Source organism: Arthrobacter sp. YA7-1 (genome assembly GCF_025960325.1).
Classification (GTDB): Bacteria; Actinomycetota; Actinomycetes; order Actinomycetales; family Micrococcaceae; genus Arthrobacter; species Arthrobacter bambusae_A.
Window position 1 is genome coordinate 2,095,799 of the sequence record NZ_CP110114.1, and the last position, 12,238, is coordinate 2,108,036.

Consider the following 12,238-nt stretch of genomic DNA (forward strand, 5'->3'; position numbering starts at 1 on the left):
GTATCAACCGATAAAAAGGAGTCATCGTGGAGTACATGCTTTTCATTTGCAGCGATCCAGCAGCGCCGGAATATGTCGCCGCCGAGGACAATATCGAGGAATGGGTGGCCGAGATGGAAAGCCGGGGCGTGAGCCGCCACGGTGATCGGCTGCGTCCTGTCGAGGACGCGACCACCGTCACGGTGCGGGCGGGCGAGGTGGTTGTCTCGGACGGCCCGTTCGCGGAGACAAAGGAATGGATTGCCGGATACGACATCATCGCGTGCGCCGATCTCGATGAGGCCATTGAGGTGGCGTCCAAGCATCCCATGGCACGATTCGGCAAGATCGAGATCAGGCCAGTGTGGCCGCTCGGGCTGTAGCGGTACGCCCGGTGGCCGGCGTCGTGAACGTGGGAGGGGAGACGTGGATTCAGGACTGACGGATACCCGGACCGCCGTCGAGGCAGCCTCCTCCGGGCAGACCGCGCGCATCACTGCAACCCTCATCCGCGTGACGGGCGACTGGAGCCTGGCAGAGGATTGTGTGCAGGACGCGTTTGCGAAGGCCCTCGTCGACTGGCCCGAGCACGGCATTCCGAGGAATCCCGGGGCCTGGCTGACCACTGTGGCCAGGAACAGGGCAATCGACCGGATGCGGAGTGCCGCCAGCGAAAAGAGGGCGGTCGGTGAACTAGCGATCATCGCCCAGCTCGAAAGCCTGGAAGAACGGGGTGGCATTGATCCGGGCGCGGAAGACGACCGGCTGCGCCTGATCTTCACGTGTTGCCACCCCGCCCTCCCGCTCGACGCGAGGGTTGCGTTGACGCTGCGCACCGTCGCGGGGCTGACCACGGGTGAGATTGCGCGCGCGTTCCTCGTCTCGGAGGCAACCATGTCAAAGCGGCTCGTCCGCGCACGGGCAAAGATCCGTGACGCAGGAATCCCGTATCGGGTACCGCCGCCGGAGCTGAGGGCTGAACGCACGTCCGGGGTCTTGGCGGTGCTCTATCTCATGTTCAACGAAGGCTATTCCGCCACGGGCGGTGAATCCTTGATCCGCGAGTCCCTTGCCCTGGAAGCGATACGCCTCAACCGCTTGCTCGTTTCGCTGCTCGCCGGTTCCCCGCAAGAACCGGAGGCTGCGGGTCTCCTGGCCCTCATGCTGTTCCACCACGCCAGGCGGAACACGCGAACTGACGACGCGGGGGACTTGGTGACGTTGGAGGAGCAGGACCGCGGCTTGTGGGACCACGCTGAGATTGCCGAGGCCGTTGCGCTCCTTGCCGCGGCCGAACGGCTTGGAATTTCACGCCGTTCCCGGCCGGGGAGCTACCGTGTCCAGGCCGCGATTGCGGCGTGCCATATGACCGCCCGAACCCCTGGGAGTACAGACTTCGCCCGGGTGGCCCTGCTGTACGATTCCCTGGCGCAGATTACGCCGTCGCCGGTTGTCGAGCTCAACCGCGCTGTCGCCGTCGCGATGTCCCAAGGTCCCGAAGCCGGGCTTGCCCTCATCGAGCAGTTGGACCAGTCGCGGTCGCTCGAGGGGTACTACCTTCTGCCTGCCGCGAAAGCGGACCTCCTGAGGCGGCTCGGCCGGAGGTCGGAGTCGCGGGACGAATACCAACGGGCCTGCGAACTCGCACCGTCCGAGGCGGAACGCCGCTACCTTGGCAGGCGCCTCGCGGAGACTAGTTCTGCGTCCTCGTCCTTGTCGGAACCCAAACGGAACAGCCGCACCCCTGCCATTAAGGAGAAAAAATGAAACACCTCTTGCTGATTCAAAACAACTTCGACACCTGGAGCGCGCTTCCCGCGTCCGAGATCGACGCGATCATGGAGGCGCACACCTCCTTGCAAAAGGAACTCAGGGCCTCCGGAGAGTTCGTGGAGGCTCATGAATTGGGTGAGGAAGCGAAGTTCGTGAGAAACAACGGCGGCGGGCCTACGGTGACCGACGGCCCGTTCATCGAAACGAAGGAAATCGTGGCCGGCTACTACGTGGTCGACTGCGTGGACATGGCCCGGGCTGTGGAAATTGCGGGCAAGTTCGGGGAGGCCAGGCTGTGGCCGATCGAGGTACGTCCCATGGATCCGTGAGGGATCCGGAGAGCGTTGACACTGTTCCGGGCCACGAGGAGACTTTTTCTGGGGATGCCTCGTCGAAAGGAGCCCCAGATGTCGTGGCACGTCGAGGGTACGTATTTTGAGAATTGCAACTGCGACATGGTCTGCCCGTGTTCCACTTCCGGGTTGACCGCACCGGCGGACAACGATCGCTGCAACGTGGCCCTCGCCTTTCATGTGGACTCCGGTGAGGTGAACGGCGTCGACGTCGGAGGCCTGACAGTCTGCGTCGTCGCCGATACACCCGCCCTCATGAGCGACGGGGGATGGAAGATCGGCGTTCTGATGGATGCCGCTGCCTCGCCGGAGCAGGCGGAAGCGCTCGGTGGCGTCTTCGGTGGACAGTTAGGCGGACCGATGGAGGGCCTGACCCCCTTGATCGGTGAAATGGCGGGAATGGAGTCCCTGGAAATGGCCTACACCGAGGACGGGCGTTCGCACCAGGTCCGCATTGGCAGCGCCGTCGACATGGCTGTTGAGGACTTCGTGTCCCCGTTGGATGCCACCGGGCTGGGAGTGAAAGTCAGCGGAATCGGCTTCCCGGCCGACACCCTGGCGGCGGGTACCGCCAGCACGGCCCGCGTGGACGTGTTCGGGATGACCTGGGACAACGCCGGGAAGAACTCCTTCTCGGCTCCGTTTGCCTGGTCGGCCTAGGCACGGCAGGGGATAGCCGTCCATGGCGGCTCTTCCCCCGCCGTCAGCGCTCCGGGCTGCAACGGGGTAGTTATGAGTTATATCGCAGTGAGCAGGCGTACGGCTCGACGCCGCGAGTCCGAACAGGCCACGCGCCGGCTGGTTGTCATCTTGAGCATTTCGGCGGCCACGGCGTGGCTGGCTTCCGTGCTGATGGCGGCGACCACGCACGTCGTCGGCGTCGTTCCCACCTACGCGCTGATCGCCCATATTCTTGCCATGGTGGTGTCCTTCGGCGCCATCCTCCTGGTGGACTGGCACGGGTTCCTGTGGCTGATTGGCAGGCGTGGACTGGCCGAGACACTCCGGCTCGACGGGGCCGCGACACCGTTGATCTGGGGTGGACTCGCCGGCCTGCTGGCGAGCGGAGTCTTCCTTGACGCCCGCCTGAGCAGCCCCTTGACGGACGTCAAGCTGCTGGCCGTGCTGGTCCTCACCTTGAACGGCATCATGCTCATCCCGCTCATGAGGCGGCTGGCACACCTGCCGCCTTCGGCATCGTTTCTGGATCTCACCCTGGGCCAACGCTTCCACATGCTCTCGTGCCTGGCCATCTCGCAGCTGTGCTGGTGGACAGCGATCGTCATCGGATTCATCAACGCCGCTTCCCAGCCACTCACGTCGTGAACGGCAAGACGAGCCGCGATGGGTGGGCGGCGTCGCGGTAGATCTTGTGCGTGACGGGGCGGCCCACCGGCAGATGAAAGGCGTCAGGCGGGAGCAGTGCGTTGTGATCGTCGGCCAGCGGCTCATTGTTGGACAGTTCAACCGTGAGGCGGTGGCCTGGTTTGAAACTGTTCGCGAACGGGTAGAGGCGCAGTACGTACTCCTCGATCGCCCCGGCCTCCACGGGCACGGACCGGGTGTGCGGGTGGTACGGGTTCCCCTCAGTGGTCCGGTCATCCAGCTCGCGGTGCGAGGCCTTGAGGTATCCAGTGGTGATCAGCTGCCGTTGCCCGTTCGGCGCGGAGTCCCAGAGCCGCAGGATGAAGTTTGTGTCGGCCTGGTCGATTTCCGCGAAGATATGGGCGGCGCCGGCGCCGATGAGTTCAGTATCCTGCTCGAACGGGTCGGTGCTCCACGAGAGGATCTCCACCTTGTCCGTTACCGTTAGCGGGGCTTGATAGAAACCATCCGGGGCTGCGTACTCGGCACCCATCGGCTCAGGCTCTTGCGACAGCTTGTGGCGAGGGCGGAAGTAGAGGGACGTGTATTCGATGTCCTTCGGCGGCCACTGCCCGGCGGTCACCACCTCGCGCGAGCCCTCCACGAAGACGCTGACGGGCGGCTCGTCCATGACCCCGTTGTCGATGCCCTTGATCCAGTAGTCGTACCACCGGAACATTTTGTCGTGCTCCTCGATGAAGGGACGCGATTGCATGGGCGGGTAGGGGCCGATGGTCAGCTTTTTCGGTCCTTTCAGCGCGCTGTACAGCTCGATGGTGCCGTCCAGGGTCCACCCGCGGCCCTGGTCGAGCTGCAGCCAGACGGGGATGTCGATGTTCGGGGCCAGCGTGATGGGGTTGCGCTCTTCGTACCATTCGCCGTCCAGCTCGTTCATGACGATGTCGAACCAGGCCTCATGGTTCTTAGGGTAGTTCAGCAGGTGGACGAGGTTCGGCCAGGCACCGATGTCCGGGTCCTCAAGGCGCATGGCGACGAGCTTCTTGAGTTCCCCTGGGGAATACGTCTCGATCATGCGGGACTTGACGTTGTCGGTGAACGCCCAGCCGGAGTCGCCTCCACGGCCCTCGCGGGCGGCACGCGGCATGAACCACATGATGCCTCCGTGGTACGTCGTTTCGTAGAAGTCGTAGTGGCCGCCAGAGACAAAGATCGCCTTGAGGTGCGGCGGACGCTCCGCGGCCGCCAGCACCTGCATGGAACCGAAGTAGGAGATGCCCACCATGCCGACGTTGCCGTCGCACCAGGGCTGCGCGGCGACCCATTCGATGAAATCGTAGGCATCCTCGCCGAGCGGGACACCGCCGGCGTTGTAGTTGCCGATGTGCTCGCCGCCCGAGAAGCCCGAGCCGCGGAGGTCGCCGATGACGTGGACGTAGTCTTCCTTCACGATCCTGGCGATGTCCCCGGCCTCGATGCAGCCGTCCCACATGGGGCTCGGCCGCCGCTGCGGGGGAGTAGTGAGGGCGAGCGCCTGCAGTTCCTTGCCGTACGGACTCAGGGCAACCAGGGCCGGCCGCGGCTTGTCTTCGGTGCCGTGGTAGGCGTCCGCCGCGAGCTCGACGCCGTCCCGCATCGGGACCCGAAGGTCCTTGCGGAAAGCTATGGATTGCCCGCTGGCATTCAGCAACTGAAAGTCATCCATGAGTGGTGGTCTCCTCATCTTCGATCAAATGGTCCAGCGACGTGCGGTACCCGTGCAGGGTGGTGAAGAACGGGGAGGGCTCCAGCGTGGGATCTCCTTCGTATCCAAGCTCCTTGGCCGCGGGCGCAAAGGGGGAGTAGGGCGAGTCCGTGTCCTGCAGGCCCAACGTCAAGCTGGCACACGCCGCATTGTTGACGCGGGCCTCGATGTCCAGGCTCCCCTGGAGCGCTTCCCTGGCCTGTTCGGCGTCGAGCTCCACGCCGTAGGGCGTGCCGTCCCCGCGGCGATAGGGGTGCCCCAGGTACAAGTGCCCGGGACGGACTTCATCGCGCAGGTATTCAAGGCTCGAGCGGTAGGCGGCCGGATCCACGAACCCGGGGAAGCCGTTGGCCGCGCCGTGGACCTGGACCGCGTCGCCGACGAAGACGTCATTCTGCCCGTCGAGGACGTACGCGACCGACCCCGGGGTGTGGCCCGGGATCGAGTGGACCGACACCGTGACGCCGCCGCCCAGCGGGATGCTCTCGCCGCCCCGCACGAGCAACGTCGGCTCCATCTCGCCCGAGATCACGGCATTCGTGGCCGCGGTGAGCTTCGCTTCGCCGTCGGGATCCTGCACATACTGCGCCCGCCCGGACAGGTATTCGTCCACATGGGCCCGGCGCGAGCGGAGCAACGGTGCGTCGGCCTCATGGATGACCACCCGGGCGCGCCGCCCGGTGAGCTCCCACAAGGCGTAGGCGCCGCCGATGTGGTCGATGTGCCCGTGCGTCAGCAGGATCCAGCGGACGTCCTCGATCCGGCGTCCGATCGCCTCCAGCGCCGGCATCATGCCTTCAGCAGGGGAGGAAGCGATCCCGGTATCGACGATGGCCGGTTCGGCGGCGTCGATGAAAAAGCTATAGAGCCCGAAGCGGCCCCACGGCGAGACGAGCGGATGCACAGCGACCGGTGTCGTCATTGTCCGGCCCCCGCGTTCAGGAATTCCGCTGTCTCCTCGAATGCCCGGTAGAGCTCCGGGATCCAGGAGAAATGCTGTACGAAACCATGGTTGGCGCCGGGGTAGCGCACCACTTTCGCTTTGACGCCGGCCTGCGCCAAGCGCCGGCCGTAGAGTTCGCCCTCATCCCGGAGCGGGTCGTGCTCGGCCGTGATGACCAGCGCCGCCGGCAGTCCGGCGAGATCTTCCCGCTTCACGGGGGAGACGCGCGGGTCCCCACGGTCGGCCCCGCTCTCGAGGTAGAAGGAGTTGAAAGGCTTCAGGCCCGCTGTCTCCAGGCCGTACCCTTCGGCGTTCTCGCGCAATGAGGGATACCGCTCGACGTCGAAGTCCAGGTCCAGCGAGGGGTAGAACAGGACTTGGTGGGTGATCCGGTTGAACCCGTCGTCGTGGGCCATCGCGGCGACGGCGGCGGCGAAGTTGCCGCCGGAGCTGTCGCCGGCGATGGCGAGGTTCTTCCCGTCCCACTTCAGGCTTCCACCCTTCCCGGCCGCCCAGCGGACCACGGCGTAGCAGTCTTCGAGCCCTGCCGGGAAGGCGGCCTCGGGGGCCAAACGATACCCCACCGAGATGACCTTGTGCCCGGTTTCCTGTGCCAAGGCCCGTGCCACGTGGTCGTGGGTGTCCAGGCTGCCCAGGAAGAAGGCGCCGCCGTGGAAGTACACCAGCAGGCCATAGGAGTCGGCCTCCATCGGCGTGTAGATCCGCACCGGGACCTCGCCCGACGGCGTCACGGCTGTGGCGTCGTCCACCGAGTGCAGCTGTAGCCGCTCCGCCAGCGGCGGGACCTGGGCTGCCTCCCCGGCGCGCAGGGCGCCGGGGTCCAAGGGGGAACCATCGGGTGCCGGCAAAGTGGCCAGGACCTTGGCGATTTGCGGGTGGATGGCCATGGCTTTCAGGCCCTCCCTTCTGTTGTTGCTGGCGTGCTGGAGGGCTTTTGGGACGTAGGTTTCTGACCCGGGAAGACATCGTCGACTTCTTCCTCGCTCCAGCCTTGGCGGGAAATGCGCTGGAGCTCGTCCGTCACGGGCTTGCGGGTGGCCTGGAAGAGGGCCAGCGCCTCCTTGACCGTCTCGGCCTCGCCGAGCGCGTCGGCGAGCGCGCCTGCATCCTCGATGGCGGAGTTCGCGCCTTGTCCTTGGTGGTGCAGCATCGAGTGCGCTGCGTCGCCCATGAGCACCACGGAGTCGGTGTGCCATGAGTCGACGGGGTCGATGTCATAGACGGCACGGATGTTGACCGCGCTCATGTCGAGGCCGCGCGTGATGTTCACGATGCGCTCGTCGAATCCGCGCACGGTTTCCAGGAGGCTTTCCTTGCCTACTTCAGGCGCCCAGGTGCCGTCCGGGTTCAGTGCAGTGATGTCGAAGGACACCTGGTTCCGGTGGCGAAGCGGCAACAGATAGACCTTGGTGCCCTTGCCGATGTACATCCGAAGGTTGTCGTCGACCACCAGTCCGTGGGCGTCGTCGGCGGAGATGACCACGCGATAGGCGTGCTCTCCGGAGAACACGGGGCCCTTGTCGCTGAAGAGCTGCTCGCGCACCGCGGATTTGATGCCATCGGCACCAACCACGAGGTCTGCCTCGACAGTGTTGCCGTTGGTGAAGCTCAGCACGGAATGGCCGTCCTTTTCCTCGATCCTCTCGAGCTTGTGGCCCAGGTGCACCATTCCCTCCGGGAGCACGCCCAGCAAGGCTTCGATGAAGTCGCCGCGGTGGATGAGGTAGGTGCGGGCCTGTCCGCCGAACTCCGGCCAGGTGTCCTTCATGATCGGAACACCGGTGGCCGTGAGGATTTCGAAATAGTCGCTCGGCGAGCTGACCTTCGCGATTGCGTCGAAGATGCCCCACGTGCTGAAACGGTCCATCGTGGCGGGACGCAATCCTATGCCGGCGCCGACCTCCCGCATCTGCGACGCTTGCTCATACACGTTGACGTTCGCACCGAGCAGGCTCAGGGCCTTGGCCGCAGCTGCGCCGCCATACCCTGCGCCGATGATGGCGATATTGAGCTTCTTGATATCTTCAGATTTCATTGCGTGGATCACTTTCTGGACTCTTCCTTGGCCGCGGCCAAGTCTGGCGAAGCGGTAGCTTGGGGTGCCTGACCGGCGTCAGGCGTGCAGCGACAGGAAGTCGGCCGGGTTGTCTTCGAGCAGGAGTTTGAGCGTGGCGTCGTCGATTCCCGCCGCGCGCATGTCGGGGATCATGTCCTCGAAGATGTAGTTGATGGTGTGGCCCTTCACCCCCGGCCAGCCCAGCGGGCTGCAATTCGCGTCTGCCGAAACGAGGAGCTTGTCCACGTAGCCCTTGTTCACGAGGCTGACGAAGTGCTGCATGCGTTCGGCGCGCTTGCGGCCCCAAAACGGGGGATCCGGAAGCTCCAGGTCGTAGCCGAAGGTATCGAAGCCGATTCGGCCGCCCTGCTCGTAGATCCAGTCGTGCGGCGTGATCGGAGCGTTTAGCCCGTCGTCGGCGTGGCCGAAGAGCACGCGGTCCAGGGAGAGGCCCTCTTCCTTGAAGATGGACACCGCCGGTTCGGGGTCGATGGCCAGGTGAGTCAGGATCGGCGCGCCGGTGACGACGGCGGCGCGGGCCGCGGCCCGGTAGATGCGTTTGTCCAAGGATGTCATCCGTCCACCGCGGCTCACGCCGACCTTGATGACGCCGGCCTTGGCGCCAGTGTTTCCGATGCCCACCGTGAGCTCGTGGATGAAGACTTTCGCAAGGTAGTCAACGGTGGCGCGGGAAAAATGCGGCAAGGCGGTGTCGCCGCCGACGAACCCCGTGCTGGCCACAATGTGTACGCCGGTTTTCCGGGACAGAGACTTGTAATAGTCGACGTCGCGGCCGTTGCAGATACCCGTGGCATCGACGAAGGTGCCGCCGCCGTATTGCCGGAACTGCCGCAGCTTGGGCACGGTTTCTTCGTAAGCCTGTTCCGGGGTTTTCCACCATTTGGTGTCGAGTTCGGAACCGGGCATGCCGTAGCCGATGTGTTCGTGGACCGCCACGATTTCCAGTTCTTCGGCCGGGATGGTTCCCAGCACTGTGTTGACCTTGGTCATTCGTTTACCTCGGGGGTTCTCAAGCTTGTTGGGGGTGGGTCGTTGGCGTGGTTAGCGCACAGTGAGCAACCGGCGTGGATTGTCCACAAGGATGCGTCGGGAGTCCTCATCGCTCAGGCCGCAGGCCTTGAGGTGGGGCACGAACGTGGACAGCACGTGGCTGTAAGGCAGGTTGTACTCGGGGAGTCCCTTGGCCACTCCGATCGAGTTGCCGGAAAGGATGATCTTGTCGGCGTGGCCGGCGTGGACAAGCTCGAGAACCAGCGCGGTGCGTTCGTCGTCGCTGAGGTAGCCCGGATGGTCGTTCAAGCCCACGTGGTCGATCCCGACGAATGCTCCGCGGCGGGCCACCTCAAGGGCTGAGCCCGCGGCGTCCTTGCGGTCCAGTTCGCCGACAAGCACGCGCCCGGCGTCGATCTGCTCATCCAGGACGATGTCCAGATCGTGCAGGACATCGGCGCCGAAGCGGATGGAGACCGGAACGCCGGTGTCCTTGGCGGCGCGGGCGGAGCCCCGGAACAGGCTCTCCTCGGTGGGGGTCATCCCGGCACGGTCGGCGATGGTGGCAACGATGCCTGCGGGGGCGCGGCGCTCAAGCCGGGGAACCACCATCCCCTCGCTGACCTCCTTGCCGAAGAGCTCGGCGAACTTTTCGGCCGGCCACGGGGTGGGCGGGTTGGTCTGTGGCGTCAGGAAGTAGCCGCCGAGTTCTTCTTCCGGGCCCAGGCCTGTGGAAGCGACGATGTGGACGCCCGTGGACCGGGAAAGCGCCTCGTAGAGCCTGAGGTCGCGGCCGTGGAACATTCCGGTGCTGTCGACGATCGTTTGCCCGCCGTGCTCGCGGAACTCGGTGAGTTTCGCGGCCAGGGCCTTGAAGATCCCTGCCCGGTCCATGGAGATGTCTGGAGCGTATTGGGCGCCCGGGAGTACGGACAACAAGGCCTCATGGACCGCCACGACGCCGAGTTCGGCTGCGGGTACGGGACCCAGGACCGTGTTGACGGTTTGCCCGCCGGGGGCAGCAGTCTCGTCGGCGGTGTCGGCGGGGGTGGTGTGACTCACGGGGCTTCTCCCTATAGATCGGGTTCGGAATGCAGGGACGCCGCGGAGTGTGACCATGCCGTCGCTCCGTTGCGGTGCTGCCAGCATCACATTTTCCTTTACATCATGTCAAGAAAATTATCTTTTCGAATTTTCCTTGACACACTGTAAGACTTAACTCCACACTGTCTCATACAGTCCCTCTCCGTCAGATCGACCGGAACAAAGGAGTTTCATCGATGAGTCAGCCCATTTCCGTGCAGAGCCGCGGCTCTGTACGGGCCACTTTCGTCGCCGCCTACAGCGCGGTCACCCTTGCGCAGATCACCAACGCGTTGCCGGGAGCCCTGAGCGGCACGTTCGCCGTCGAATTCCACACCTCGGGCGCCGGACTGACCTGGATCGCGGGCATGTTCCTCATGGGCATTGTGGTCTTCGAGCTCAGCTGGGGACTCCTCGGCGACATGTTCGGACGCAAGAAGCTTCTCTATGCCGGCGCTGCCGTCAGCATCGTCGGCTCCGTCATGGCCGCGATGGCGCCCTCCACCGGGATCATGATCGCGGCGCAGGCCATCGGCGGGATCGGGGCCGGCATCCTGTTTCCCATTTCGCTCTCCATGATCGCGGCGATTACTCCCGACCACCGTGCCCGGGCGAAGGTCATCGCCACCTGGGCCGGATTCCTGTCACTCGGCGCGGTGATTTCCCCGGTTCTCGCTGGGTTCACGGCGCAGTTCTTCACCGTGGCGGGGCGCGGGCCCGGCGCCCCGAACACCTTCAGCGGCTGGCGGGCGGCGTATTTGATCGCGGCAGCTGTTGCCGTCGTCGTGCTTCTCATCGCGGTCCGGGCGAAAGATTCCGCGGCCGCCGAGGGGCGCAAACTGGACATTCCCGGCCAACTCACCCTCGCCGTCGGCCTCATCGCTGTCCTGTACGCCACGGTGACGGCGGTTGACGCCGGCTTCGGCAGCGCGCAGGTGATCGCAAGCTACATCGCGGGAGGAGTCCTGCTGCTCGCCTTCGTTGTCATCGAGTCACGCACCGCGCAGCCGCTGATCCACCTCTCGCTGTTCAAGAACAGCTCCTACTCGATCACCGGCGTTGTGGCAGTCACCGGGATGTTCGCCTTCCTCGCCATCTGCTTCAGCACGAGCGTCGCCGTCAGCGGCCTGGCCTTGGCCGAGACCTGGAAGGTCGGAGTCCTGTTCGTCTTCATCCAAGGCCCGGCGTTCGCCTTCATCCCGGTTGTCGGGTGGCTCATTCACCACGTCGCTCCACGGTGGGTGCTCACGGCGGGGTTCGCTTTCATGGCCGTCTCCGGTTTCTGGCTCTCCACGTTCGCCCTCGGCACTCCGGAGACCTTCGGTGGCACCCCGTGGACGGCATTCATCCCGCCGCTGCTCTTGCTGGGTATCGGCTTCGCCCTCACGGTCGGTTCCGTGACGGCCGTGGCCATCAACACCGTCCCGGCCGGGCAAATCGGCATGGCCTCCGCCACCACGAATCTCCTGCGCGACCTTGGCTTCGCCCTTGGCCCGGTCATCGGCTCGGCCATCGCCTTCGGCATCGGAGCCACAGTCTTCGCGGGTCCCCTTGCCGGGATCCTCGGGGCGGCAGGCTTGCCCGCAGATGCGGTGGCGGGGCTGGCGCACGTTCCGCCCCTGGGTTTCCTCTCAGGCTGGGACGGCGTCGTCGCCCAATTCTCCGGCCAAGCAGCGGCGGGTGGCGCACCCGCGCAGGTGGTCGACGGCATGGTCAAGGCCCTCACCGCCGCCAAGCCGCACATCCAAGGGGTCGCAGGGACGTCCCTCGGCCAAGGCTTCCAGACCGTCTACCTCTGCGCGGGCATCGCGGCGACGCTCTCCGCAGTTCTCACACTCTTCATCTCCGCGCGGTCCTCGGCGCCTGCCGCAGACGCCATGGCGGAGACCACCGAAGCAAGCGCCGAGGCCGCCGTCTAAGTCCTCCGGCACTGACCCGACCACCTACGAACC

At 65.2% G+C, this 12,238-nt stretch carries 12 protein-coding genes; 6 read left to right on the forward strand and 6 right to left on the reverse strand.

What is annotated here, in order from left to right; translation table 11 throughout:
- Positions 1–35: 35 nt before the first annotated feature.
- The 5 genes from OIT41_RS09860 (at position 36) to OIT41_RS09880 (ending at position 3,431) form a co-directional block, all read left to right on the forward strand.
- On the forward strand, positions 36–362 hold the full coding sequence (locus OIT41_RS09860) for a YciI family protein (RefSeq protein WP_319801850.1): 327 nt from the start codon (positions 36–38) through the stop codon (positions 360–362).
- Between the two features lie 43 nt (positions 363–405).
- Positions 406–1,746 carry an RNA polymerase sigma factor gene (locus OIT41_RS09865; protein WP_264637889.1) on the forward strand — a complete coding sequence of 447 codons (1,341 nt, stop codon included), beginning with the start codon at positions 406–408 and terminating at the stop codon, positions 1,744–1,746.
- On the forward strand, positions 1,743–2,081 hold the full coding sequence (locus OIT41_RS09870) for a YciI family protein (protein WP_264637890.1): 339 nt from the start codon (positions 1,743–1,745) through the stop codon (positions 2,079–2,081). The genes OIT41_RS09865 and OIT41_RS09870 overlap by 4 nt, the downstream gene beginning before the upstream one ends.
- Positions 2,082–2,159: 78 nt before the next feature.
- The gene (locus tag OIT41_RS09875; RefSeq protein WP_241708652.1) at positions 2,160–2,765 is read left to right on the forward strand and encodes a DUF1326 domain-containing protein; all 606 of its coding nucleotides are present in this window, start codon (positions 2,160–2,162) and stop codon (positions 2,763–2,765) included.
- Positions 2,766–2,837: 72 nt separating this feature from the next.
- Positions 2,838–3,431 carry a hypothetical protein gene (locus OIT41_RS09880; protein WP_264637891.1) on the forward strand — a complete coding sequence of 198 codons (594 nt, stop codon included), beginning with the start codon at positions 2,838–2,840 and terminating at the stop codon, positions 3,429–3,431.
- On the opposite strand, the gene OIT41_RS09885 is transcribed toward OIT41_RS09880, so the two are convergent.
- The 6 genes from OIT41_RS09885 to OIT41_RS09910 all read right to left on the reverse strand — a co-directional run bounded on the left by OIT41_RS09885 (position 3,421) and on the right by OIT41_RS09910 (position 10,265).
- Positions 3,421–5,133 (reverse strand): CocE/NonD family hydrolase, encoded by a 1,713-nt coding sequence (locus OIT41_RS09885; RefSeq protein WP_264637892.1) that lies wholly within the window; start codon positions 5,131–5,133, stop codon positions 3,421–3,423. The genes OIT41_RS09880 and OIT41_RS09885 overlap by 11 nt on opposite strands.
- Entirely contained in the window at positions 5,126–6,094 is a 969-nt protein-coding gene (locus OIT41_RS09890; RefSeq protein ID WP_264637893.1) for an MBL fold metallo-hydrolase, read from the reverse strand. The genes OIT41_RS09885 and OIT41_RS09890 overlap by 8 nt, the downstream gene beginning before the upstream one ends.
- On the reverse strand, positions 6,091–7,023 hold the full coding sequence (locus tag OIT41_RS09895; RefSeq protein ID WP_264637894.1) for an alpha/beta hydrolase: 933 nt from the start codon (positions 7,021–7,023) through the stop codon (positions 6,091–6,093). Before OIT41_RS09895 ends, OIT41_RS09890 begins: the two co-directional genes overlap by 4 nt.
- Before the next feature lie 5 nt (positions 7,024–7,028).
- Positions 7,029–8,171, reverse strand: a complete 1,143-nt coding sequence (locus OIT41_RS09900; RefSeq protein ID WP_264637895.1) for an FAD-dependent oxidoreductase — start codon at positions 8,169–8,171, stop codon at positions 7,029–7,031.
- Positions 8,172–8,249: 78 nt separating this feature from the next.
- Positions 8,250–9,203: a phosphotriesterase gene (locus tag OIT41_RS09905; RefSeq protein ID WP_264637896.1), complete on the reverse strand. Its 954-nt coding sequence runs from the start codon at positions 9,201–9,203 to the stop codon at positions 8,250–8,252.
- Between the two features lie 51 nt (positions 9,204–9,254).
- On the reverse strand, positions 9,255–10,265 hold the full coding sequence (locus OIT41_RS09910) for a phosphotriesterase (RefSeq protein WP_264637897.1): 1,011 nt from the start codon (positions 10,263–10,265) through the stop codon (positions 9,255–9,257).
- 218 nt (positions 10,266–10,483) lie between these two features.
- Between OIT41_RS09910 and OIT41_RS09915 the strand changes: the two genes are divergently transcribed.
- Positions 10,484–12,205, forward strand: a complete 1,722-nt coding sequence (locus OIT41_RS09915; protein WP_264637898.1) for an MFS transporter — start codon at positions 10,484–10,486, stop codon at positions 12,203–12,205.
- Positions 12,206–12,238: the final 33 nt, after the last annotated feature.

What these genes read in the sequence shown, in the direction of transcription:
- OIT41_RS09915 (WP_264637898.1), top strand. Translation starts at nt 10,484, where the DNA reads ATGAGTCAGCCCATTTCCGTGCAGAGCCGCGGCTCTGTACGGGCCACT.
- OIT41_RS09860 (WP_319801850.1), top strand. Translation starts at nt 36, where the DNA reads ATGCTTTTCATTTGCAGCGATCCAGCAGCGCCGGAATATGTCGCCGCC.
- OIT41_RS09900 (WP_264637895.1), bottom strand. Translation starts at nt 8,171, where the DNA reads ATGAAATCTGAAGATATCAAGAAGCTCAATATCGCCATCATCGGCGCA.
- OIT41_RS09870 (WP_264637890.1), top strand. Translation starts at nt 1,743, where the DNA reads ATGAAACACCTCTTGCTGATTCAAAACAACTTCGACACCTGGAGCGCG.
- OIT41_RS09905 (WP_264637896.1), bottom strand. Translation starts at nt 9,203, where the DNA reads ATGACCAAGGTCAACACAGTGCTGGGAACCATCCCGGCCGAAGAACTG.
- OIT41_RS09890 (WP_264637893.1), bottom strand. Translation starts at nt 6,094, where the DNA reads ATGACGACACCGGTCGCTGTGCATCCGCTCGTCTCGCCGTGGGGCCGC.
- OIT41_RS09880 (WP_264637891.1), top strand. Translation starts at nt 2,838, where the DNA reads ATGAGTTATATCGCAGTGAGCAGGCGTACGGCTCGACGCCGCGAGTCC.
- OIT41_RS09875 (WP_241708652.1), top strand. Translation starts at nt 2,160, where the DNA reads ATGTCGTGGCACGTCGAGGGTACGTATTTTGAGAATTGCAACTGCGAC.
- OIT41_RS09895 (WP_264637894.1), bottom strand. Translation starts at nt 7,023, where the DNA reads ATGGCCATCCACCCGCAAATCGCCAAGGTCCTGGCCACTTTGCCGGCA.
- OIT41_RS09885 (WP_264637892.1), bottom strand. Translation starts at nt 5,133, where the DNA reads ATGGATGACTTTCAGTTGCTGAATGCCAGCGGGCAATCCATAGCTTTC.